We start from the raw sequence: 24,962 nt of genomic DNA, 5'->3' as shown, positions 1-24,962 counted from the left end.
AATATGTTGTAGTCATGATGATGACATTGAAAGAATGCATCTATTGAGAATAGCTTGATTAGTGATCATTGAAGTTGAGTATATTCTTTATCAAAACAAAAAAATATGCTTGATTATATTTTAATGAACATGCAGATAATTGTTTTTAAATTATATTTGAAATATGAGCAATTGAACTATCATCACTATCTTGAATGTTTTAAGATAACTCACTCAATTTTTCGTTATTAGGAAATGATGATCATGCAGCGAATCGCAATTAATGGGTTTGGGCGGATTGGACGCAATGTAATTCGTGCATGGTTTGAGAATCCAAAACAGTTTCACTTCGATATTGTGGCTATTAATGATATTGCTGATGTTGAAACTTTGTTACACCTATTTAAGTATGATTCTACGCACGGTCGTTTTAAAGGTCAGGCACAGATTGTCACTGAGCAGGGCGATACATTTTTGTCGGTACAAAGCGCAGGACAATCCCTCAAAATTCAGGTATTCCGTGGTTCACAGCCAGAACAGTTACCGTGGGATCAACTCAATATTGATGTTGTGCTCGAATGTACAGGGTTGTTTCGTTCGCGTGAGGCGGCAACACGGCATTTAACTGCGGGTGCAAAACGTGTGATTATTGGCGCTGCGCCGTTCGACAGTGTCGATATTGCGGTGGTGTATGGGGTTAACCATTTAGAGGTTAAAGCCAGCGATCAAATTATTTCCAGTGTGTCATGTACTACACAAGCTTTAGTACCATTGGTAAAAATTCTGGACGACAATTTTGGTATTGAAACCGCGTTAATGACCGAAATTCATGCGGTGACTGCTGATCAGTCAGTGCTTGATCATGCACATCGTGATTTACGCCGTGCACGTGCAGCAGGACACAATATTATTCCAACGACATCAAGTGCTTTAGGGGCATTAAAACGGGTCATGCCAAAAATGGCAGATCGGATTGATGGGTATTCGATTCGCGTGCCAACCATTAATGTTGCTGCAATTGATTTAAGTTTTGTTGCACAAAAAACGCTGAGTGTAGAGACATTACATACAGTCTTAAAACAAGCTGCGGATACTTATTATGCCGAAATTATGTCGGTAACGGATGAGGTGTTGGTGTCAAGTGACTTTAACCATTCACCTGAGTCTTTAATTGTTGATTTTACTCAAACTATGTTGGTGGGGCGTCAGGCAAAAGTATTTGCATGGTATGATAATGAATGGGGTTATGCAAATCGCTTGCTGGATTTGTGCGAATCTTTTACTTAAAAATGAATAAAATAGGGTAACTAAATGATGCTGATTTGGCTTTGGGGATTAACCAGTCTACTCATTGTAGTCGTTATGGTTGTGGTATGGATGCAGGTTAAAAATCAGCGTCAAGATTTAAGTGATCTGTCTGAAAATCATCAACTAAAACAACAAGTAACACATTTGGAAGATCATCTTAAAAAGACTTTAGAAATTATGCAGGATCTTGTCAAGAAAATGCACACACAACAAGAAGTATTGGACAGAACATCAGGTAAATTACAGCAGCTTGAAAAGCAACAGGTTGATATGCTGCATGTGCTGGCACAACTGGTACAGTCCAAAGACAAATAATATTGTCTTTGGTTGTGGTTAATGTAGCCAGATTAAGCGTAATGCAGCGGCAGAAAGCATGCTCAGTATAACCGTTGGTAATAAAGAAAAACGCGATGCTGCCAGTAAAGTAATTGCCATCGCAATAAAGTCTGCTGGATTGTCCCGTACAAAATACGGGGCGATTACAGAGATCAGCACACAACCTGGCACAACTTCAAGAATACGTTTTTGTCGTACAGACAAGGTTCTATTTTTGAGTAAAAGATAGCCTAATACTCGCGTAGCATAGGTCGTCAGTGCAACACAAATGATGGCAACTAAAGTCATTGAATGAATCATACTTCATCTCCAGTTAAAAAGAATGCTGAAGCAATGCCGCAAATTGCCCCTACAGGTACATACCAGCCCTGAGGCAAATACAGGTATGCCAATACCGCGGCAACTAAACTGACTAACCAGGGGCGTGCTGCGGAAAAACCTTGCCACATGCCACGTAATAGCACTAGAAACACTGCAGGAAATGCCATATCAAAGCCCCAGCGAGTCACATCACCTAGCACAGGACCAATTGCACCACCGAGCGCTGTAAATACGACCCACATGCTGTATAAGGCAAAACAGACACCTGAATAAAAAGCCATGTTGAACTGCTGGCTCAATTTGTAATGTGAGTTTTGCTGTGCATTGGCAAGCCCCATTGCCCAGCTTTCGTCACACATAAAGAATAGTGCGGGCAGGACTTTTTTATTGGGTAAGTGCTTTAGGTAGGGAACAAGGCTTGCACCCATGAGCAAATGTCGACTGTTGACTAAAAAAGTAATAAACATCAAGACAAAAATGTGTGGTGGATTGGTCCAGACTTCTAAAATGGCAAATTCTGAACCACCTGCAAAATTTAAACCTGTCAATAATGGAATTTCGAGCAGGCTAAAGCCTTTTTGAGTGGCTTGGGTACCTAAAACCAGCGCAAAAGGAATAATTCCGAGTAGCATCGGTATAGACATTTTTAATCCACGTTTGAACTCAACAAAATCACTTGAATCATTCAGGCTTTGCGCCGTATTTTTAAGTGTCAACATGTCTATAAACCTAACTGGAGTATTACAAAAACAGAAAAATAGTTTATGGCAATTGTTAAAGTATTTGGCGCTAAAATTAGCTTTGAATTTTATTATTTTGATATATTATGCTATTAAATTAATAAAAATTAGCATTTAAATGCTTGGTGTGAATTGTGGATCAGATCGATAGACGTATTTTGCAAGCGTTACAGCATGATGGAAAATTGCAAAACAATGAATTGGCACAACGGGTTGGCTTATCTGCTTCTCCGTGCTTGCGTCGAGTCAAACAGCTTGAAGATGAAGGCGTGATTGAAAAATATGTTGCGCTAGTTGATCCCGCCAAAGTCAATCTGGGTCTGACTGTTTTTGCTCGTATCTGGTTGAAAGAGCAAGATGCCAAAACGGTAAATCAGTTTGTTGAGGCGATTACTGATTTACCAGAAGTAGTTGAATGTCAACTCATGGCAGGAGATTGTGATTTTTTCTTAAGAATTGTGGTATCTGATTTGGAAGCTTACCGACAATTTCAAATTCAGCGGCTGAATAAAATTTCAGGGATTCAAAATGTCAAAACTGAGATTCCACTGCAAAAAATCAAACAAACTACAGAATTGCCACTGTATTAGTTTATTTTTGTATGGGGCGAACTACACTATCGACTGAATATTGTCCCCAGTCTGAAAGCTGTTCAATAAAACTGTTTAATGCTTCGTAGTCGAAATGTGCGATGAGCATGTAACAGGCTGAGCCTGAAACTTTAAAGCTGCTTTCAATCGCATTAAATTGTTGGGTAAAGCTTTCAAATTCAGTAAAGCGGTTGCTTTGCATCATGACGCGGATAAATTGGGTTGCATCATAGTGAAGTTGAATGCTGTATTTTTTGATCAGACCTTCACTGTGCATTTTTGTGATGCGCTGCCCCACGGCTTGCCCTGTGCGATGCACCATTGTTCCGATCTCTTTGTGAGAGAGGCGCGAGTCATTTTTTAAAATGGCAAGAATCTTGGTATCAATTGGATCTAATGACATATTCGACCTGATAGTTTTCATTTTGAAAGAGAGTAATACCACATTCTTTCATGTACTGCTGCATTTCACTCGACATTTTTCTTAATCTATCCAGAGGTTAAAACATGAAGGAATTCAAGATGAAAAAAATCGCATTGCTGGTGATTGATGTACAAAATGATTATTTCCCAAAAGGAAAAATGCCACTTTCACAACCTGAGCAAGCCTTACAGAATATTCATCTTTTAGAAAAAGCATTTCATCAGGTGCAGGCACCGATTATTTATATTCAACATGTTGCTACTGCAGCTGAAGCCCCATTTTTTGTGGCAGGGACTGAAGGTGTGAAACTATATGCTGATTTAGATGTTGATGCAGAGTCGATCATTATTCAAAAACACTTTCCAAATAGCTTTTTTCAAACGGGCTTAAAAGCTCAATTGCAACAATTGGAGATAGAACAGTTGCTGGTAACAGGCATGATGACACATATGTGTGTTGATGCAACGACACGTGCCGCTGCTGAATATGGCTATGATCCGATTGTGATTGCCGATGCAACCGCGACTAAAGATTTGCAATATGCAGGGCGCATTGTGTCTGCTCAAGATGTACAAACTGCATATTTGTCAGCATTTCAAATGTTTGCACAAATTCAAACCACAGAAAAATATCTCAGCCATGCAACACGATTAAAATAATCAAAATATAAAAATCTCAGTGCATGTCCTAATCTTACGTGCTAGACTATGAGAAATCGGGTGTGTTCCCGATTTTTTTATGCGGATTACTTCCGCGCAGGCAAAAATTTAGGTTTACAACATGCCCATTTCAGAGACATGGTTATTACCTGATGGTGTAGCTGATGTATTACCGGAACAAGCGCAAGTCGTAGAAGCATTGCGTCGTAAAGCATTAGATTTCCTCGCATCGCGTGGTTATCAGCTGGTGTACACGCCATTTATCGAATACATCGAATCTTTATCTTCTCTTTCCGAATCGAATCAAGATTTAGACCTAGCCACGTTTAAAGTGATTGACCAGCTTTCAGGTCGACTACTCGGTGTTCGTGCCGATATGACACCGCAAGTGGCACGTATCGATGCGCATGTACGTCCTGTTCAAGGCATAGCACGTTATTGTTATGCGGGCACGGTATTACATACGAAACCACAAGGGTTTAATACCTCGCGTGCACCATTACAGATTGGTGCGGAATTATTTGGACATGACAGTATCGATGCTGATGTAGAAATGGTCGATGTCATGTTGAATCTATTGGCAACAGCAGATCTGATTGACGGTGTCCATCTAGATTTAGGGCATGTCGGATTATTCCGTAGTTTAGTCAAGTTAGCAGGTTTGAATAAAGAAACAGAACACCAGCTTTCTGATCTTTATCAGCGCAAAGCCTTACCTGAACTAGCCGAGTTTACCCAGTCAATTAACTTCGGTTCAGATTTTTATGCACTTGGACGTTATTCAAGTGATTTAGATGCTCTGCAAGCCAATCTAAGCTCCGCAGTTTTGACGGATGCTGCATTTAGACAAGCTTTAGAAGCGGTCATTACCACACATGCACAAATTCGTGCACGTTGGGAAAATCTGGATATTGGTATAGATGTCGTTGAGTTACGTTCTTATCATTATCATACAGGTTTGATGTACGCAGTTTATGCGCCAAATCGTGCAGCACCACTGGCACAAGGTGGTCGTTATGATGGTATTGGCGAACATTTTGGACGCTCCCGTCCTGCAACAGGCTTTAGCTGTGACTTATATGCACTATGTGCGGGTCAGTTCAAACAAGTCAGCACTGTGGTTGCACCCAAAGGGATTGATGCAGATCTGATGAAAGCAATTGAACAGGCTCGAGCGCAAGGCTTAAGTGTAATTCAATTGTTGGGTAATGATGATTTAAACTCTGTGCCATACGCAACGCATCAATTGGTGCAAGTTGCAGGCGAGTGGACAATCGAGAAAATTTAAGCGCTGAATCAGGTGTTCATGTCACTTGATTAAGTTTTCAATTTTAACAGCATGATGTAATGAGGCTATTATGGGCAAGAATGTTGTGGTACTCGGTACCCAATGGGGCGACGAAGGTAAAGGTAAAATCGTTGACCTGCTCACAGATCAAGCGGCTGCGGTCGTTCGTTATCAAGGCGGACACAATGCAGGGCATACACTTGTCGTTGGTGGTAAAAAAACAGTATTGCACCTCATTCCATCTGGTATTTTACGTGACAACGTACTGTGCTTAATTGGCAATGGTGTTGTACTTTCTCCTGCTGCGCTAATTGAAGAAATGAGCATTTTGGAAAAAGAAGGCGTGCCTGTAAAAGAGCGTCTACGTATTTCTCCAAACTGTCCGCTTATTCTTCCAAACCATATTGCATTAGACCAAGCACGTGAGAAAAAACGTGGTAATGCTAAAATCGGTACTACAGGTCGTGGTATTGGCCCAGCATACGAAGATAAAGTTGCTCGTCGTGCTGTACGTGTTGCTGACTTGGTTCGTGGTGGTGAACATCTTACTGCGCAATTAACTGAGTTACTTGAATACCATAACTTCCAGTTAACTCAATTCTACGGTGTAGAAGCAGTGAAGTTGGAAGATGTACTTGAGCTTTGTGATCAATGGCGTGAAGTGGTTGCCCCATTGGTGATAGATGTAACAACTGAGTTGCATAACTATCGTAAAAATGGTCAAAACATCATGTTTGAAGGTGCGCAAGGTTCTCTTCTTGATGTCGACCACGGTACATATCCGTATGTAACATCTTCAAACACCACTGCTGGTGGCGTAAGCTCTGGTTCAGGTCTTGGTCCATTACACCTTGACTATGTGCTAGGTATTACTAAAGCGTATACAACACGTGTAGGTGCAGGTCCATTCCCAACAGAACTTGTTTATGATGCAGCGGCTGATCAGGGCGATGCAATTGGTAAACACTTGGGTACTGTAGGACATGAGTTTGGTGCTTCAACTGGTCGTCAACGCCGTTGTGGTTGGTTTGATGCAGAAATTCTGCGTCGTTCAGTCGATGTCAACTCACTTTCTGGTATTTGCTTAACGAAGCTTGATGTTCTAGATGGCTTGGAAGAAGTGAAAATCTGTGTGGGCTATGAAGCAGCAGATTCTGGTTGTGTTGGTTCTTCTGATGCACTTGCATATGAAACCTTAAAACCAATTTATGAAACACTGCCAGGTTGGTCTGAGTCAACTGTTGGTGCAACCAGCATGGAACAACTTCCTAATAATGCGATTGCTTATATCAAACGTATTGAGCAGTTGATTGAATGTCCAATTGACATCATTTCTACTGGTCCAGACCGTGCAGAAACTATCGTATTACGTCATCCATTTTCTGCGTAATAAGATCAGATAAGCTAGAAAACCGCGATCTTTGTGTCGCGGTTTTTTTATGCAGTGAAACTCTGACCCGACCAAAGTTCACTTTATTTTTTGAGCCTTTATGATTAAAACTCCAATAAAATGCTATCAATTGGATAGGGATGCCAATGCAGTTACAACCTAATATTTCAAAAACAATTTTTTATTCTTTTCTCTTTGCTTTAGGTGGTGCGCCAACGCTTGCCATGCTGATCGCATCTCAACAAACCCGAGATCCACATATATTAATGTCTGCTTTTGTGGGGTTAAGTGTCGTGCTGGTCTGCGTTTTTGTTCCTATTGTGCTGATTCAAAATACATTTTTGTTGGTTAAGCGGGATAGTTTACAGCTTGAAGAAAAAATTAAATCTGTATCAAATGTTTATTTTGCTTTAAATGTGGGGTGCTTGCTTTTTTGGTTATTGTTTATGTTTAAGTAACACCAGTATTACATAAATATAATATTTTAACCTTTAGGTCAGGAGTTCTGTTTTAATTTTATATTTTATAATACAAAAATATTCAATAATTTGAATGTGAATTTAAATTTGGAGCTTCTGAAATAATGAACAATAAACTCATTTTGGGCTTAGGGTTGGCTGCTGTTGTCAGTATGACAGGGTGTACAACAATTGCAGATATGGCTGGTGCTGATTCTGCAACTTTAAATGCCAGCGCAGCAAGCAGCTTTGCAAAGATGAAGCAAGATGCGCAGCAAAAAGGACAGCTTGATACATCATCGAGTACTTATAGACGTATTAATGCCGTACTATCACGGATGCAGCCTTATGCGGATCAGGCAAACCAGACTGGGCAAGCATTCCAATGGCAACTTGCAGTCTTAAAGTCAGATGAAGTCAATGCTTATGTGGCTCCAGGTGGCAAAGTTGTATTTTATACAGGCATTGTCAACAAGCTGAATTTAACTGATGCTGAAATCGCTGCTGTGATGGGGCATGAAATGACGCATGCCTTGGAAGAACATTCAAAAAACAAATTAGGCGCACAAGCCTTGACCAATTTGGCAGTTAATGTAGGCAAGTCTTATGTTGGTGATGCAGCAGGTGGCTTGGGCTCAGCGGCTTTAGACTTGGGTAGTCAGGTTGGTGTAGGGTTGCCATACTCCCGTAGTCTGGAAAGTCGTGCTGACTATGGTGGTTTAATGCTCATGGCAAAAGCGGGCTATAACCCGCAAGCAGCACTTAGCCTGTGGGAAAAAATGAATAAACTTGAAGGGGCAGGTGGTCCAGCATTTTTGTCAACGCACCCTTCAAATTCACAGCGTATTGATGCAATGCGTAGGAACTTGCCAGCAGCAATGGCAATATATAATAGCCGTAGATAAACCTCAGTCATGACATTAAAAAAGGATGCTGTTGCATCCTTTTTTGTTTATGGAGCTGGATTGGGTTGCTGTTTATGTATAGCTTCAATTTCTTGTAAGATTTCTTCATTCAATTCAATATCAAAGGCAGCAATATCTTCTTTGAGCTGTGCCATTGAAGTTGCACCAATAATGGTGCTGGTGACAAAAAACTGCTGTTTAATAAATGCAAGCGCAAGTTGAGTTAGGGTTAAACCATGTTTTTCAGCAAGCTGTGCATACTGTTCAGTTGCCCATTCACATTCAGGGTTGGTGTAACGACTAAACCGTGAAAATAAGGTAATTCGCCCATTGGCAGGTTTTGCGCCATGACGGTACTTACCTGTCAACATGCCAAACGCGAGAGGGGAATACGCCAGTAAACCGACACCTTCATATTTGGCAATTTCAGACATACCGACTTCATAACTGCGGTTCAACAAGCTATATGGGTTTTGCACCGTTACAAATTTGCTCAGGTTCATTTTTTCAGCCAGATGCAAAAACTTCATGGTTCCCCAAGGTGTTTCATTGGATAGGCCAATAAAACGAATTCGACCTTTTTGAATTTCCTGATGCAATGCATCTAGGGTTTCTTCCAAGGCAGTGAGATCGTGTTCATGTTTGGCTGCAAGCTGATTGCCAAAGCCCAAGTGTCCAAAGAAATTGGTATGGCGTTCTGGCCAGTGTAGTTGATATAAATCAATATAATCGGTTTGCAGGCGTTGCAGAGAGCCATCTAGTGCCTGTTGAATATGTTGATGATTAAAGCGAGTTAGGCCTTGGCGAATAGCACTGCCTCCAAAACTAGGCCCAGCAATTTTGGATGCAAGAAATAACCGATCACGCTGCCCATGTTGTTGAATCCAGTTGCCAATAATTCGCTCAGTTGCACCTTGTGTTTCTGCTTTGGGCGGTACTGGGTACATTTCTGCGGTGTCCCAAAAATACAAACCCTGATCCAGTGCATAGTTAAGCTGGTCAAAAGCTTCTGCTTGTGTATTTTGTTCACCAAAGGTCATTGTACCTAAACAAATTTCAGGCAGTTGAATACCTGTATGTGCAAGCGGATTGAATTTCATGAAAGCACCTCTAGTTGTGATTATTTGGCTCAATAAAAAAGCAAATCCGAAGATTTGCTTTGACCGATCAATTCTTTATACAGAATGGTTGGAATCTTCAGAGTTTTCTAGTGCACTATCGTAAATGAGGATCGCCTTGCCTTCAGTTTCAATCATCCCTTGATCTTCAAGCGATTTAAGGACGCGTCCAACCATTTCACGTGAGCAACCTACAATACGCCCAATTTCCTGACGGGTAATGCGAATCTGGCGACCATTGGGTAATAGCATCGCTTCTGGCTGATGGGCCAGTTCGATTAAACAGCGTGCAATACGCCCTGTCACATCAATAAATGCGAGGTCGGTCATTTTGCGGGTGGTATTTTTGAGGCGGCGTGCTAACTGAGCAAAAATGGTGTAGTTTAAGTCAGGATATTGCTTGCTCAGCTCAATAAAGTTCTCATAAGAGATTTCTGCAATTTCACAGACTTCGCGAGTACGTACTTCAGCTGTACGTAGCGGTTCAGCTTCAAATAACCCCATTTCACCAAAAAAATCGCCTGCGTTTAAATAAGCTACGACAATTTCGCGGTCATCATCTTCTTTGAGTAAAATAGAAACAGAACCTTTTAGTATTAAATATAGAGATTTTGATTCGCTACCCACTTCGATGATGCTCGTGCGCTTAGGATACCGATTAATATAGGCGCGTTTTAATAAAGCCTTGACCGATTCTGGTAAATGGTTAGGAGATAATGCATCGTTCGCGAATGGAAAGAGATTAGCCGACATGTTTTCTTGTTCCACAAAATAAGAAGTAAAAAGATAGCTTTTGGTTTCTGTTAATATCTACGGTTAAATTCCTTCTCTAAATAAATTGTGTTAGTGTATTAGCACACAGTAATCTATATTTTTTTTTAGGTAGTTGCAATGCGATCAACGGTTCAATGGCTCGAGAATGTTGCATTTGAAGCAAAGTCTGAGAGTGGTCATAGTGTGGTAATGGATGGATCACCTGCATATGGCGGTGAAAACCGTGGTCCACGTCCTATGGAATTGATTCTGATGGGACTCGGTGGCTGCGCATCGTTTGATATTGTAACCATTTTAAAAAAAGCTCGTCAGGAAATTAGTAACGTTGAATGTCAGTTACAGGCAGAGCGCGCTGACGAAGTTCCTGCAGTCTTTACCAAAATTCATTTACATTTTATCGTCTCAGGTAAGGCGTTGAAAGAAAAGCAGGTTGCAAAAGCGGTTGAATTGTCAGCAGAAAAATACTGTTCTGCAAGTAAGATGCTTTCAAGTGGTGGTGTAGAAATTACCCATGACTTTGAAATTGTCGAAGTAGTATAAAATATGCCGTGTAAAGAAAAGCCAGTTTATATGAACTGGCTTTTTTGTTTTTGTGCAGAAATTTTAATTTTTTGACTTGAAAAAAATTAAAATGAGCCACATATTATTACTGAATTATATATAATGATTTTTTTATAAATATTTGAAAAATCATAGAAAAATATTTGAAATTTGAATAAGTGTTCCCATGTATTAGTTAAGTAGCAAATTGATGATGAGGTATAACAATAATGCAATTTGAAAAATTCACCAATCGATTGCAACAGACTTTATCCGATGCACAGTCTTTAGCAATGGGAAAAGATCACACTGCAATCGATAACATTCATATTCTGGCGGCACTCTTAAAAGAAGCTTCAAATCTTAGCTTGTTGCAACAGGCAGGAGCACGAATACCAGAATTAAAACAAAAGCTAGATCAAGCATTAAATGATGCGGCGACTTTAGCCAACCCAACAGGAGAGATTAATCTGAATCCCGATGCGGTCAAAATGCTGAATTTGGCAGATCGCTATGCACAAAAAGCAGGGGATGAGTTTTTATCAACAGATTGGGTGTTGTTGGCGTTAGCAGAAGTTGGCGCAACAAAAAACATACTAAATAATACGGGTGTAACCGTTGAAGGGTTACGCAAAGTAATCGAATCAATTCGAGGCAACGAAAAAGTCATGAGCAATACTCACGAAGATCAGCGTGACTCTTTAAATAAATATACCATTGACCTGACAGAGCGTGCTGCATCAGGCAAGCTAGACCCTGTCATTGGGCGTGATGATGAAATCCGTCGTACTATTCAGGTTTTGTCACGCCGTACTAAAAATAACCCAGTGCTGATTGGTGAACCCGGTGTAGGTAAAACCGCGATTGTTGAAGGTTTGGCACAGCGAATTATTAATGGTGAAGTTCCTGAAAGCCTTAAAGATAAAAGAGTTCTATCTCTGGATTTAGGTTCATTACTTGCAGGCGCCAAATATCGTGGCGAATTTGAGGAGCGCCTCAAAGCTGTTCTGAATGATTTGGCAAAACAAGAAGGTCGGGTCATCTTGTTTATTGATGAATTACATACCTTGGTCGGTGCGGGTAAAACTGATGGTGCGATGGATGCGGGTAACATGCTTAAACCTGCATTGGCCCGTGGTGAGTTACGCTGTGTCGGTGCAACCACCCTTGATGAATACCGCCAATATATTGAAAAAGATGCTGCTTTAGAGCGTCGCTTCCAAAAAGTTTTGGTCGATGAGCCAAGTGTGGAAGATACGATCGCTATTTTACGTGGTTTGAAAGAGCGTTATGAAGTGCATCATGGTGTGAAAATTCTCGATTCAGCCATTATTGCGGCAGCGAAAATGTCACATCGTTATATTACAGATCGCATGTTGCCAGATAAAGCCATTGATTTGATTGATGAAGCGGCATCTCGCATAAAAATGGAACTCGATTCGAAGCCTGAAGCATTAGATAAACTGGAACGTCGCCTGATTCAGTTGAAAATGCAGCTTGAAGCCGTGAAAAAAGATCAAGATGTGGGCAGTAAAGCCGAAGTTGCGCATTTAGAGAAACAGATTGTTGAAGTTCAGCAAGAATACAATGATCTGGAAGAAGTCTGGAAAGCTGAAAAAACTTTGGCAGAGGGCGATAAAAAAGCACAGGTTGAGTTAGATAAAGCTCGTGTTGCTTTGGAAAAAGCCATTCGTGATGGTGATCTAGCTGAAGCTAGCCGTTTACAATATGGTGTGATCCCAGAGTTGCAAAAACAGCTGGCACAGGATGAAGTGGTTGAGGAATCTGAAGAACCAAAACTATTGCGTAACAAAGTCACTGACAATGAAATTGCAGAAGTTGTGAGTGCTGCAACAGGGATTCCTGTTTCTAAAATGCTGCAAGGGGAACGTGAAAAATTGCTTCATATGGAAGAGTTTTTACATAACCGTGTAGTAGGTCAAGATGAAGCCGTTGTTGCTGTGTCGAATGCTGTACGTCGTTCTCGTGCTGGCTTGTCTGACCCAAATCGCCCAAGTGGTTCGTTCCTATTTTTGGGGCCAACAGGTGTGGGTAAAACCGAGTTGACCAAAGCTTTGGCCAATTTCCTGTTTGATAGTGATGATGCCATGATTCGAATCGATATGAGTGAATTCATGGAGAAACATTCGGTGAGCCGTTTGGTCGGTGCACCTCCAGGTTATGTTGGTTATGAAGAAGGTGGTGTATTAACCGAAGCAGTTCGCCGCAAACCTTATAGTGTGGTTCTGTTTGATGAAGTTGAAAAAGCTCATCCTGATGTCTTTAATATTCTGTTGCAGGTCTTGGATGATGGGCGTTTAACTGATTCACAAGGTCGAGTGGTTGATTTTAAAAACACCGTAATTGTCATGACGTCTAACTTGGGTTCACAAGATGTTCGTGAACTTGGTGAGCATGCTCAAGATGATGAAATTCGCACTGTGGTGATGAATGCAGTAAGTCAGCACTTCCGCCCAGAGTTTATCAACCGTATTGATGAACTGGTGATTTTCCATTCACTCAAAAAAGTGCAAATTCGTGGTATTGCCGATATTCAGTTGAGTCGTTTGCGTAGCCGCTTGACAGAGAAAGACATGAGTTTGACTGTTGAAGACAGTGCCTTTGATTCATTGATTGATGCTGGTTTTGACCCAATTTATGGTGCTCGTCCTTTGAAACGCGCGATTCAGCAACAGGTTGAAAATAGTCTGGCACAAAAAATTCTATCTGGAGAATTTGTGCCAGGCGATAACATTGTGATTAGTGCTGAAAATGGGCAATTACAGTTTAGTAAAATGAAACTCAGTTAAGACTTACATCTATTGATCTGATATAAAATCGCCTCATACTCAAAACTTGGGTATGAGGTTTTTTATGGCTCTTTAATAAAACATGAATGAAATAAGTATTTTAATGATAAAAATTGTATTTTTTTAAAAATATCGTATGCTGTGCAAACAAACATAATCAAATAAAACTTAAACTTATTTTAGAGAAATTATTTTATGCAAAAGAAAATTATTGCTGTCGCTGTCGGCGGTATTTTTGCGAGTAGTGTTGTTGGTGCGAATTTTTATGCGGATCATCGTTTAAATGACTACTATAACCAGAAACAGGCTGTAGAGCATCCGCTTATTCAAAAGCAGGATTCCCAAGTAAAAATGGGGTTATGGTCAGGTGATGCGAACTGGTCTTATAAAATTGTTCCAGACCCATGTAAGCCTCAAGACTTTGTCGTGATCAAAGGCGTGGACCATATTAAGCGCTCTTGGAATGGCTATCATATCCAGTCGGATGTCAACTTTGACTTAAAAGGAAAAGATGCTGCGACATATCAGTGGTTACTTAAAAATCAATCTTTTATGAAGTTAGATTCTCAACTGAATTGGTTTGGTACAGTCAATGTGAAAGTGACGAGTCCATCAGTTGATCAGCAAAAAGATGATTTCCAGATTGTTTGGAATGGTATCAATGGAACATTGAAGCTCAAAAAAGAAGATGGAAAATATCGTGTAACGCAAGCTGATTTAAAAATGCCTGGCTTTACTATGCGAAATGGCAATAATTATATGAGTTTGCAAAGTATGCAATTTAAGGCGGATCAAGGTTTTCTGGGGCAGGAGTTGAATTCTGGAAAAACTGAATTTTCCATCCAGAAAATGATTTTATTGGATCAGACCTCACGACTTAAAAAGAATGTCGAATTGGACAAATTGCAATTGACCACAGAGGCAGATGTTCAAGAAAAAGAAACCTCAGTTAAAGCGAATTGGTCAATTGATCAGATGCAAATAGATGATAAAAAACTGAAGAATATCAAACTGAATTTTAACCTAATAGGGCTTGATACGCATGCATTACAGGAATTTATTCAGTTAGCCAATAGCAACAATAAAGCTTGTAGTTTTGAAGCACGCCAAGTTCAACAGCAACAGTTAAATCAGCAGATGCTCAAAATTGCTGCGCATGGTTTTAGTTATGAGTCTAAAGGTAACCAAATTGAGTTGGGTCAGTCAAAACTCACTGCAGATTTACAAGGTAAACTGGTAGCCAACCAGTATGCAGATATGCAAGAGTTTCGTACCAAAGCACCAATGTCTGCGCAGTTCCAAGCCAATGCCAGTATGGATAAACAGTTCTTACGCAATATGATGAACTTGTCAGGGAAAATGCCTTCAGGAGTGTCAGATCAAGATTATGATCGTGCTTTACCGCAAATTGTACAAATGGGGCATGGCAAGATGAATGGCGACAAAATTGATTTTGCTGTGAAATATGAAAATGGCCAGTTCAGTTACCCTTAACTGAAACGCATCTAAATATAAATAAAAAAATGCCAAGCGATTGCTTGGCATTTTTATTTTTGATGCAGTCACATTCAATTAGGTTGGAATATGCTGAATTTTCCAAGCACGGTGAATTTTCTGATTGCGCTTAAAGTCATACCCAATAGTTTCCTTCGTAATTTCTTCTACTACAAACATGGCTTCGATTTCTTCATCAAATTCAAAACCACGATAGTTGTTCGAGAAGTACAAAGTTCCTTCCGTGCTTAAGCGGTTCATGGCGCGTTTGATTAAAGACACATGGTCACGTTGTACATCAAATGTGCCATAAAACTTTTTCGAGTTGGAGAAGGTTGGCGGGTCAATGAAAATCAGGTCATATTGCTCATGACCTTCTTTGAGCCACTCGAAACAGTCGCTGGTGTAGAACATATGTTGTTCATCTGCATGGTCAACAGTTAAACCATTGAGCACAAAGTTTTCTTTTGACCAGTTAATGTACGTATTGGACAAATCGACACTTGTGGTGCTGGCTGCACCACCAAGTGCTGCATGTAAGCTGGCTGTTGATGTATAACTGTACAGATTCAAGAAGTGTTTGCCTTTGGCTTCTCGGGCAATACGTAAACGCATTTGACGGTGGTCAAGGAACAAGCCTGTATCCAGATAATCAGTCAGGTTGACCAAAATTTTGGCTTTGCCTTCTTGCACGATAAAGCGTTTCGAAGCTGTACTTTGCTTGGTGTACTGGGTTTTACCCTCCTGACGTGCGCGAGTTTTAATGAAAATCGCGTCACGACCTAAGCCTGTGACTGCACGAATTGCAGCAAGGGCAAGGTTAAAGCGTTTTTTGGCTTTTTCAGGATCAATTTGTTTCGGTGGAGCATATTCCTGAACATGCAAGCGATCACCGTAAACATCAATCGCCACGTTAAAATCAGGCAAGTCTGCATCGTAAAGACGTAAGCAATAGATATTTTCGCTGGTTGCCCATTTTTTCAATGCTTGCATATTTTTTTGCAAACGATTGGCAAAGTCTTGAGCACCTTCAATTTCTTCAAACTGCTGCGGTTGCCATGTTGCAAGGAACGGTTGAGTCTGTACTTGCGGCTTAATTTGTCCCAAACGAATGTAAATTGGTAATTTACCATTCATTAAACGCAACGTTTCAGGTTCATTTAGCGCCAATACATCGGCTTGTTCGATCTGAGACGCAATAATGGCAGCGAATTGATTTGGGAAGTTTTCCTGTAATTTTGCTGATAAGCCTAGATACAAAGCACGGTTAGAGGCTTTTTCACCCAAACGCTCTCCGTATGGAGGGTTTGTGACAATCATGGCTGATTTGCTGTGGTCAAACTCTGGCCAGTCTGCAAGGGTACGTTCTTCAATTTGAATCGCATCGAGTAGCTTTTCAAAACCTGCTGCCATAATGTTTTGACGTGTGGCTTTTACTGCTTCCCAGTCGGCATCATAGGCATAGAACTGTGGTAAAGGTTGCTCCAGTGCAGTTTCATGGCGTTGAGCTGCTTCTGCTTTAATGTCCATCCATAGTTCATTATCGTGTCCATGCCACCCATTGAAGCCAAAACGGCGAACTAAACCAGGGGCACGGTCAGTCAAAATCATCAGTGCTTCAATAATAAACGTACCTGAACCACACATTGGGTCAAGGAAAATTTCAGGTCGACGCTGTGCTAATTTTGCTTTATTTAAAATTGCTGCTGCCAGGTTTTCTTTAATTGGCGCGTCAGTCATATAGCGACGGTAGCCACGTTTGTGCAGTGAGTCACCTGATAAATCAAGGCAGTAAGTATGCTCAGTTTTGCCTGCCAAAATATAAAGGGTAATTTCAGGTTGTTTAGTATCAATACTTGGGCGGCGACCAACAGCTTCCATAAAGCTGTCGACAACACCATCTTTAGCGCGCAACGTGGCAAACTGAGTATTGACCTTAATTTCACGTTCAGCATGCAAACGAATGGCAAAGGTACTTTGTGGTGCAAAAATCAGTGACCAGTCAAAACTGATGGCACCTTCATAGAGTTCTTCGGCAACATCACGCGCATCGTGACTGTGTTCAAGTTCATAAGTATGAATCGGCATGAGTACACGTGAAGCCAAGCGTGACCACATGCAAATACGGTAGGCGTGTTCCAATGTGCCTTTGAAAATCAAGCGCCCAGCCAGACGCTCAATGTGCTGAACCCCTAACTCTTGTAATTCTTCTTGGAGTAAGGTTTCAAGTCCATCTGCACAGGTAACCCAATATGTAGAAAGACGAGGTGTCGAAGTCATGTAAATTTCCAAAAGCAGCAAAGCAAACGGCTATTTTAGCGTATTTTTTACAGGAAAACTTGTGGATTAAAATGCAAGCTCAGATTTTTTAAAATGCGCTGCTTAAATGGGCTATATGACGTGATTTATTTATTCCAGACGCATTTTTTCTGGTAGATAAAATCCCAATTGTTGAAAACTTCAACTGCGAGATTAATAAAATTATCTGTATAATGCGTTAACTTAATGTACAAGGAATCTCTCATGCATTTGGCTGCATTGCATACTCCGAGTCAGATTCAACTCAATGAACATGGCAATCTTAAGCATTTCTTGACCATCGAAGGTCTTTCCAAACAGACCCTCACCAAAATTCTTGATACAGCTCAGACCTTTATCAATGAAAATAATCAACTAATTACCTCGCCACTGCTTGAAGGGCGCACGGTAATGAATCTTTTCTTCGAGAACTCGACCCGTACTCGTACTACGTTTGAAGCGGCAGCAAAACGCCTTTCTGCCAACGTGCTCAATATCGATATTGCACGTTCAAGTACTTCAAAAGGTGAGACCCTGCGGGATACGCTGTGGAACCTTGAAGCAATGGCTGCCGATATTTTTGTGGTGCGTCATTCTTCTTCAGGTGCGGCACATTTTATCGCCAAAGATGTTTGTCCAAATGTAGCAATTATTAATGCAGGCGATGGTCGTCATGCGCATCCGACACAAGCGATGCTGGATATGTTGACCATCCGCCGCGAAACCAAAAAGCCGTTTGAAGCATTAAGCGTCGCGATTATTGGTGATATTAAACATTCACGTGTAGCGCGTTCCGATGTTGCAGCTTTACAGACATTAGGTTGTAAAGATATTCGTGTGATTGGGCCAAACACCTTATTACCAATTGGCTTTGAAGAATACGGCAGTGAAGTTCGTTTGTTTAACAATATGGATGAAGGCGTCAAAGACTGTGATGTGATTATTACTTTACGTATTCAGAATGAACGAATTGATTCGCCTGCATTGGCATCGCAATCTGAATTTCACAAAATGTACGGTCTGAATGAAACACGTCTGGCGTTAGCCAAACCTGATTGCATCGTGATGCACCCAGGACCAATGAACCGTGGTGTTGAAATTGCATCAAGCATTGCCGATGGTTCACAGTCGGTGATTTTGCATCAGGTGACCAACGGGATTGCCGTGCGTATGGCGGTGTTGGCACTGGCAATGCAAGGTCAGTTGCAAGATAAAGGTTTAATTGAAGCAATTTCGGCATAAGGGCGAGACACATGAGTCGTGTAAAAATTGAAAATGTACGTGTGTTAGATCCAGTTCAACAAACAGACCACGTCGAAACCATTTATTTAGATCAGGGCAAACGCGTTGCAGAATTGACAGAAGTTGATCAAGTGATTAACGGTCAGGGCAAATGGCTTATGCCAAGTATGGTAGATTTGTGTGCGCGCGTCCGTGAACCAGGTCAACAACAGCACGGTACTCTGAAGTCTGAAGGTAAAGCAGCACGTGAAAACGGTATTTTGCATGTGATTACTCCACCAGATTCAAAGCCAATTGTGCAGGACAATGGCGCATTGATTCAGGGCTTGGTCGAAAAAGCTTGGCAAGATGGCAAAATCCATTTGCATATTATTGGTGCACAAACGCAAGGTTTAAATGGCAAACAACCTGCCAATATGGCTGGCTTGAAAAAGGGTGGTTGTAGTGCTGTCACTAATGCCAATGCTGCATTTCAAGATGATGATGTGGTCATTCGCACTTTAGAATACGCTGCAGGTTTGGGCTTAACTGTAGTGTTTTACCCAGAAGAGCATCAGTTAGCAAAAGATGGTTGTGTGCATGAAGGTTTCGTGGCATCGCGTCAAGGCTTGCCAATGATTCCAACCATTGCGGAAACGGTTGCGATTGCCAAATATCTGTTAATGATTGAAGTGACAGGTGTTCACGCTCACTTTAGCTTGCTTTCAAGCGGTGCCTCAGTCGAGTTGATTGCTGCTGCCAAAGCCAAAGGTTTACCCGTCACGGCTGACGTTGCGATGCACCAACTTCATTTAACTGATGCCTTAATCGATGGCTTTAACTCGCTTGCACATGTCCGTCCACCACTTCGTGCAGAACAAGACAAAGCACAGCTTCGTGAAGCGGTAAAATCTGGCGTGATTGATGCGATCTGTACGCATCATGAACCTCTGAGCAGCTCAGCGAAAATGTTACCTTTTGCTGAAACTGAACCAGGTATCAGTGCATTCGATACCTATGTGGCTTTGGGAACACAACTGGTTCGTGAAGGCTTGTTCACTCCGCTTGAATGGGTTGAAAAAGTGACGGTTTCACCTGCTCGTGTCGCAAAAATACTTGAACGCTGGCAGACAGAGGTGGGCTGGGTGTTGGTTGACCCTGAACTAGAGTGGCAAGTGTCTAAAGACAGTATTGTTTCTCAAGGTAAAAATACTCCGCTTATTGGGCAAACTTTACAAGGCAAAGTGATTGAAACTTTCTATGTGAAGTAATCCAGTCGGATCTGAAAAATATAAAGCCAGTCAAATGACTGGCTTTATTGTATGAGCTTTAAAGGCTATTTATTTTTTAAAACCATTTCGACTTCCTGAGTTTCCTCAACAGTAGTTTCCACATCGTCCGCTTTGACCTTTTTCTCATCTTTCTTAGGTTTCTTCTTTTTCTTGGCTTTTTCTTCCTCTTCCTCAATCGTGCCATCTTCAATGGCTTGCCAGTACTCAAGCTGATCCATCACTGCTGCATAAATCGAATGCTTGCTGTAATTACCTTTTTTATCCAATTTGCCAACTGGACGTGCCATGAGAATTTCTAAGGCTTGATCAATCGTATCAATCGCATGAATATGGAATTGACCTTCACTTACAGCATCAATCACATCTTGACGTAACATTAAATGCTGCATGTTTTGACGTGGAATAATCACGCCTTGTTTGCCTGTCAAACCTTGCAATTTACAAGCATCATAGAAGCCTTCAATTTTGGCATTTACACCACCAATCGGTTGCACCTGACCTAATTGGTTCATGGAGCCCGTAATTGCCCACGACTGGTCAATCGGTAACTGGCTAATTGCAGAGATGAGGGCAGACAATTCGGCAACAGTAGCGCTGTCACCATCAACTTGCCCATAACTTTGTTCAAAAGCTAAGGCTGCCGAGAAATGCAGAATTTGTTCACGACCAAAGTGTGCTTTTAAGAAGCTCGACATCAACAGCACGCCTTTGGCATGCAAAGAACCGCCGAGTTCAACGCTACGTTCAATATCGAGAATGTCGCCGCCGCCTTGATACACTGAAGCAGTCAAACGAGAGGGTAAACCAAATTCAACATCGGCATAATGAATCACGGAAAGCGCATTAATTTGCCCTAAGCGATAACTCTGGGTTTCAATCAGTTGTGTGCCACGAGAAAGATCTTGCCAATATAATTCTCTTAAATAGCCTAAGCGATACTGACGATGTTGTAAGGCTGTATTGATATGCTTATCTGTCACCATTTTATCACCCGCTTGGAACGCGTGGTGATGTGACTCGCGAATCAAATCCCCCAAAGTCGAAGCATGTAATGACAATGAGCTTTGATCTTCAGCTTGGCGGCTTGAATCAGTCAAAAGTGCTGCAAGCGCACTACGGTCAAATGGTAACAGTTTATCTGCCTGAACATAGTCTGCAATCAGGTGCATATAGGCTTGTTCATTACTTTCATTGCGCTGTAGTGTGTCGGTAAAGTCAGCACGAATCTTAAACACACTTCCAAGCTCTGGCTCGAGTTCTAAAATTTCATAATAAATTTCAGGTTCAGCCAGTAAGATGACTTTCATCTGTAGCGGAATAGATGCAGGTTCAATCGAGATGCTGCCTGTTAAGGTCAGCATGTGCTCCAAAGACGACAGTTTAAGCTGCCCCGATTTCAGGGCGCGTTTCAGACCTTGCCATGCATACGGTTGCTCAAGCAGTTGCTCTGCTTCAAGCATTAAAAAGCCACCATTGGCACGGTGCAACGCACCTGCACGAATTAAAGTAAAATCGGTAGTGATCGTACCATTTTGGGTGAGCTGTTCTACATGACCCAACAGGTTGTAATGGGTTGGGAAATCTTCAAAAATGACAGGCGCACCACTGTTTGGTGTATTGCTGACAATTACATTGGCTTGATAACGTGCAGGAATACGACTAAACAGAGCAGGAGAGAAGTCTTCTTCATCCTGATCCAGAATCATTTCAACATTATCAATAATATCGTTGGCGTATGATTTAAGGAATTGTTCCAAACCTTGAATATTTTGAAATTTATTCAGGATTAGATCAATGCGAGGTATGACCACCTGCTTGGCAATATCACGGTTTAAGTTAGATACCTGATCGCGCGCATCGTCTTCCAGATCGCCCAAGTGTAACCCTAAGCGTTCCAGTTTTTTGTTCATGTAGCGCATGTTGGTTGCAATTTCAGCGCGCTCTTTGCTACTTAATGCATCAAGATCATCTTGTGACATTTCTTGCAACACATCATCTTTGAGATAGACGGGAACAAAAGTGTGCTGTTCGTTGCGAGAAATCAGTTTCAGGTCGAAATCTTCAGCTTCTTTAGTTAATTCGACCAGCGCGAGTTGCTGTTCTTGTCCAGTTTCCTGACGAATTTGTTCAATACGGTTGTGGTAGGTTTCTGCACTAAAACGCCGTTCAAGTTGCTTTAAAATGGTTTGCCATGCCTGATGCAACGCATTTTGAAATTTAGTGCCTTGTCCAGCAGGGAAACATAAGGCTAGCGGCTGACGTGGGGTTTGAAAGTTATTGACATAAACCCAGTCATTTGGTGTTGGCATGGTTTTGGCGTGTTGCTTGAGCAAACGCTTGATCATGGTACGTTTACCTAAACCAGCCGTACCCACCGCAAAAATATTATAACCCGCGTAAGGTAAAGCAATTCCTGCTTCAACAGAAGCACGCGCACGGTCTTGCCCTAAAAAGTTATTTAGCGGTTTGATGCGTTTGGTCGATGCTGGAATTTTTTCCCAGTCGGGAATGTGGGTCAGTTGTTCTGGTTTTAACTCAGTTTGTTCTAGTGTTTGTTGTATTTCAGGTTGATCAAATGCAGAGATGGGAGAGTCCTTGTGGAGTTGTTTACTTCTATTAAGTTGATTTGCAGAAAGTACAGAATTCATTTGATCGAGTCTTTGGGTCACGGTTTTTAAATCCACAACAAATGTTGATTGGCAATTTAAAGGTATACAGGTTTGCCTATAAAGATCAAGCGGCATGAATAAATTAACATGAAAAAAGCAATATTCTGATGCTTTCAGGTTGCAACATTTGACCGAAAGGTTTCAAATAGCAGCTTTAAATCTTATGGAAAACCGCAGCGCAATGACCTCACAAAGCCAAGACTGGACACACGCCTTTCGTGCTTTTTTAGATCGCCGTGCCTTGATTATGCTGTTTTTGGGATTTTCTGCGGGGATTCCGATTTTACTGATTTTTTCTAGCTTATCTCTATGGTTGGGTGAGGCTGGTATTGATAAAAGTGCCGTGACATTTTTTAGCTGGGCAGCGTTAGGCTACTCCTTTAAATTTGTTTGGGCACCGCTCATTGATGAGTTACCTGTACCTGTATTAACCAAAGCCTTGGGGCATCGCCGAGGATGGTTGTTTGTTGCTCAATGCTTAATCATCTGTGCAATTAGCATTATGGCATTTTCTGATCCATCACTGGGGCAAAGTTATTTAATTCAGATGGCCGTTGGAGCGGTTCTTCTCGGCTTTTCTGCTGCAACACAAGACATTGTCATAGATGCGTATCGAATTGAACTGGCTGACACAGAAATGCAAACCGTTTTGGCTGCGACTTACAATGCGGGTTATCGCATTGGAATGATTGTGGCGGGAGCTGGGGCGCTTTTTTTAGCAGCATCGTTAGGTACATCAAAAGGTAATTATATTTATGCTGCATGGAAATATACCTATTTGGCAATGGCGGCCGTCATGTTGGTCGGTATTATCACGACATTGATGATTCGTGAGCCAAAAGTAAACCGAGTCTCCAAAAATTATCAGCGTCAGGATTATTTTCGTCTGGTTTGCGTTTTCTTTTTGGCTGTGATCAGTTTTGTTGTGAGCTATGTTTTTTCAAATAATCTGATCGTGGCGCTTGAGAAAAGCTTGGAAATTCAGGACAGCTTTTTGCTATTTTGCTTTGAAGCAGTTCGCTTTTTAGGCTCGGCTGCTGTGGCTTTGTTGATTGGTACGGTGCTTGTCAAAGCAGGGGTGGTCAACCGTCAGATGGCAATGGACACCTGGGTCAGCCCGATTCAGGATTTTTTCCAACGCTATGGGGTGAAATTAGCCTTATTTTTATTGCTGCTGATTGGTTTTTACCGTATTTCAGACATCATTGCTGGCGTAATTTCCAATGTGTTTTATCAAGATCTGAACTTTAGTAAGCAGCAAATTGCAGAAGCTGTGAAAGTTTATGGCGTAATTTTCTCTTTATTTGGCGGTTTCTGTGGTGGTTTGCTGGCACAGCGCATGAATATTATGAAACTCATGTTTGTGGGTGCTGTATTTGCAAGTACAACCAATCTTATTTTTATTGGCTTGGTCAAATCTGGACAGCCACTTGGGCAGGTTGAACTCACTGTAGGACAACAGCATTATCGTGTTCAGCCTGATGATGTCGGGTACTGGTCGGTTAAAGTGCCAAATCAGGTTCTTATGCAGGCTCAACATATTCAGGTACAAGTGCAATATGCCGATCAGGCAAATTCTAAAGCTGAATTTAGTTTGCCTTATTTAAAAGCAAAGGCACAGCCACAAATCCAGTTTTTACCCGTGACCAGTGACAATCAAATTTCTACGCAAGAACAACAGCAAAGTATTGCAATCAAAGGGCAACTTGCTGGTGTGAAAAAAGATAAATTACAAACCGATGTTCCTGTCATGATCCAGTTAGATGGACAGAGCTATCCTGCCAAACTCGATGATGCGGGTATATTTAGTGCAGCGATTGATGGTGCTGTTCTTGCAAAATCAACCTCTAAACAATTGACTGCCCAAGTGAATTTTATTCATGCTCCGACACAAGCTATACAGGCACAGCAGCGCTATATACAGGGTGGTTCTATTGCACAACAGCTAGATGTTGACTTGCAACCGTTGAATGCGGTGCAGCAAGATCAAACAGTGACAGAAATTAAAGGTAAGATCATTAAACCTTATAGTAAATTATGGTTATATTTCGCAATTGTGGTAGATAACTTGGCTTCAGGTTTGGCTGGAGCTGCGTTTATTGCATTTTTATCGAGCCTGACCAGTGTATCTTTTACTGCTGTACAATATGCGATTTTCAGTTCACTCATGACTTTAACACCTAAAATTATGGGTGGATATTCGGGTACTATTGTGACTCACATTGGTTATCCTAAATTTTTCCTTATGACCACCTTAATAGGTATTCCAATTTTATTTTTGGTGGTTTGGGTCGCAAAATTATTAAAAGATCATCAATCCGTAAAAACTTCACAAGAGGACTAATTTT

At 41.3% G+C, this 24,962-nt stretch carries 21 protein-coding genes; 14 read left to right on the top strand and 7 right to left on the bottom strand.

What is annotated here, in order from left to right; all coding sequences use genetic code 11:
* The first annotated feature begins 243 nt into the window (after positions 1-243).
* Positions 244-1,266: a type I glyceraldehyde-3-phosphate dehydrogenase gene (locus F975_RS10355; protein ID WP_004753018.1), complete on the top strand. Its 1,023-nt coding sequence runs from the start codon at positions 244-246 to the stop codon at positions 1,264-1,266.
* 24 nt (positions 1,267-1,290) lie between these two features.
* On the top strand, positions 1,291-1,602 hold the full coding sequence (locus F975_RS10350; RefSeq protein WP_004753016.1) for a hypothetical protein: 312 nt from the start codon (positions 1,291-1,293) through the stop codon (positions 1,600-1,602).
* Between the two features lie 18 nt (positions 1,603-1,620).
* Here F975_RS10350 and F975_RS10345 read toward each other — a convergent pair whose 3' ends face one another.
* Positions 1,621-1,923 carry an AzlD family protein gene (locus F975_RS10345; RefSeq protein WP_004753013.1) on the bottom strand — a complete coding sequence of 101 codons (303 nt, stop codon included), beginning with the start codon at positions 1,921-1,923 and terminating at the stop codon, positions 1,621-1,623.
* Entirely contained in the window at positions 1,920-2,663 is a 744-nt protein-coding gene (locus F975_RS10340) for an AzlC family ABC transporter permease (protein WP_004753012.1), read from the bottom strand. Before F975_RS10340 ends, F975_RS10345 begins: the two co-directional genes overlap by 4 nt.
* Positions 2,664-2,818: 155 nt before the next feature.
* On the opposite strand from F975_RS10340, the gene F975_RS10335 reads away from it, so the two are divergent.
* The gene (locus F975_RS10335) at positions 2,819-3,274 is read left to right on the top strand and encodes an Lrp/AsnC family transcriptional regulator (RefSeq protein WP_004753010.1); all 456 of its coding nucleotides are present in this window, start codon (positions 2,819-2,821) and stop codon (positions 3,272-3,274) included.
* A gap of 1 nt (position 3,275) precedes the next feature.
* Here F975_RS10335 and F975_RS10330 read toward each other — a convergent pair whose 3' ends face one another.
* Entirely contained in the window at positions 3,276-3,677 is a 402-nt protein-coding gene (locus F975_RS10330; RefSeq protein WP_004753008.1) for an Lrp/AsnC family transcriptional regulator, read from the bottom strand.
* Between the two features lie 119 nt (positions 3,678-3,796).
* On the opposite strand from F975_RS10330, the gene F975_RS10325 reads away from it, so the two are divergent.
* The 5 genes from F975_RS10325 (at position 3,797) to F975_RS10305 (ending at position 8,398) form a co-directional block, all read left to right on the top strand.
* A complete protein-coding gene (locus F975_RS10325; RefSeq protein ID WP_034425960.1) occupies positions 3,797-4,357 on the top strand; it encodes a cysteine hydrolase family protein in 561 nt (186 codons plus the stop codon).
* A 121-nt stretch (positions 4,358-4,478) separates the two neighbouring features.
* Positions 4,479-5,645, top strand: coding sequence for an ATP phosphoribosyltransferase regulatory subunit (locus F975_RS10320; RefSeq protein ID WP_004753003.1), 1,167 nt, complete (start codon positions 4,479-4,481; stop codon positions 5,643-5,645).
* Positions 5,646-5,715: 70 nt separating this feature from the next.
* Positions 5,716-7,035, top strand: a complete 1,320-nt coding sequence (locus tag F975_RS10315) for an adenylosuccinate synthase (protein WP_004753001.1) — start codon at positions 5,716-5,718, stop codon at positions 7,033-7,035.
* Positions 7,036-7,181: 146 nt separating this feature from the next.
* Entirely contained in the window at positions 7,182-7,493 is a 312-nt protein-coding gene (locus F975_RS10310) for a hypothetical protein (RefSeq protein ID WP_004752999.1), read from the top strand.
* 125 nt (positions 7,494-7,618) lie between these two features.
* On the top strand, positions 7,619-8,398 hold the full coding sequence (locus tag F975_RS10305; protein ID WP_004752997.1) for a M48 family metallopeptidase: 780 nt from the start codon (positions 7,619-7,621) through the stop codon (positions 8,396-8,398).
* A gap of 47 nt (positions 8,399-8,445) precedes the next feature.
* Here F975_RS10305 and F975_RS10300 read toward each other — a convergent pair whose 3' ends face one another.
* Positions 8,446-9,498: an NADP(H)-dependent aldo-keto reductase gene (locus F975_RS10300; RefSeq protein WP_004752995.1), complete on the bottom strand. Its 1,053-nt coding sequence runs from the start codon at positions 9,496-9,498 to the stop codon at positions 8,446-8,448.
* Positions 9,499-9,573: 75 nt separating this feature from the next.
* Complete coding sequence (gene crp, locus F975_RS10295) at positions 9,574-10,269, bottom strand: cAMP-activated global transcriptional regulator CRP (protein WP_004752994.1); 696 nt, start codon at positions 10,267-10,269, stop codon at positions 9,574-9,576.
* 138 nt (positions 10,270-10,407) lie between these two features.
* Between crp and F975_RS10290 the strand changes: the two genes are divergently transcribed.
* From F975_RS10290 to F975_RS10280, 3 genes are all read left to right on the top strand, one after another.
* The gene (locus F975_RS10290; protein ID WP_004752992.1) at positions 10,408-10,830 is read left to right on the top strand and encodes an OsmC family protein; all 423 of its coding nucleotides are present in this window, start codon (positions 10,408-10,410) and stop codon (positions 10,828-10,830) included.
* 230 nt (positions 10,831-11,060) lie between these two features.
* Positions 11,061-13,640 (top strand): ATP-dependent chaperone ClpB, encoded by a 2,580-nt coding sequence (clpB, locus tag F975_RS10285; protein WP_004752991.1) that lies wholly within the window; start codon positions 11,061-11,063, stop codon positions 13,638-13,640.
* A 195-nt stretch (positions 13,641-13,835) separates the two neighbouring features.
* A complete protein-coding gene (locus tag F975_RS10280; protein WP_004752988.1) occupies positions 13,836-15,134 on the top strand; it encodes a DUF945 family protein in 1,299 nt (432 codons plus the stop codon).
* Between the two features lie 78 nt (positions 15,135-15,212).
* Here the strand turns inward: F975_RS10280 and rlmKL are convergent, their stop codons facing one another.
* Entirely contained in the window at positions 15,213-17,414 is a 2,202-nt protein-coding gene (gene rlmKL, locus F975_RS10275; protein ID WP_004752986.1) for a bifunctional 23S rRNA (guanine(2069)-N(7))-methyltransferase RlmK/23S rRNA (guanine(2445)-N(2))-methyltransferase RlmL, read from the bottom strand.
* Between the two features lie 243 nt (positions 17,415-17,657).
* Here rlmKL and F975_RS10270 point away from each other — a divergent pair, with 243 nt between their 5' ends.
* Positions 17,658-18,674, top strand: a complete 1,017-nt coding sequence (locus tag F975_RS10270) for an aspartate carbamoyltransferase catalytic subunit (protein ID WP_004752983.1) — start codon at positions 17,658-17,660, stop codon at positions 18,672-18,674.
* An 11-nt stretch (positions 18,675-18,685) separates the two neighbouring features.
* Positions 18,686-19,924, top strand: coding sequence for a dihydroorotase (locus F975_RS10265; RefSeq protein WP_004752981.1), 1,239 nt, complete (start codon positions 18,686-18,688; stop codon positions 19,922-19,924).
* A gap of 65 nt (positions 19,925-19,989) precedes the next feature.
* On the opposite strand, the gene F975_RS10260 is transcribed toward F975_RS10265, so the two are convergent.
* On the bottom strand, positions 19,990-22,614 hold the full coding sequence (locus F975_RS10260) for a Lon protease family protein (protein WP_034425955.1): 2,625 nt from the start codon (positions 22,612-22,614) through the stop codon (positions 19,990-19,992).
* Between the two features lie 181 nt (positions 22,615-22,795).
* On the opposite strand from F975_RS10260, the gene F975_RS10255 reads away from it, so the two are divergent.
* A complete protein-coding gene (locus F975_RS10255) occupies positions 22,796-24,958 on the top strand; it encodes an AmpG family muropeptide MFS transporter (protein WP_171063179.1) in 2,163 nt (720 codons plus the stop codon).
* Positions 24,959-24,962: the final 4 nt, after the last annotated feature.

Source organism: Acinetobacter brisouisimilis (genome assembly GCF_000368265.1).
GTDB lineage: Bacteria > Pseudomonadota > Gammaproteobacteria > Pseudomonadales > Moraxellaceae > Acinetobacter.
This window is presented reverse-complemented; position numbering and strand designations above follow the sequence as displayed.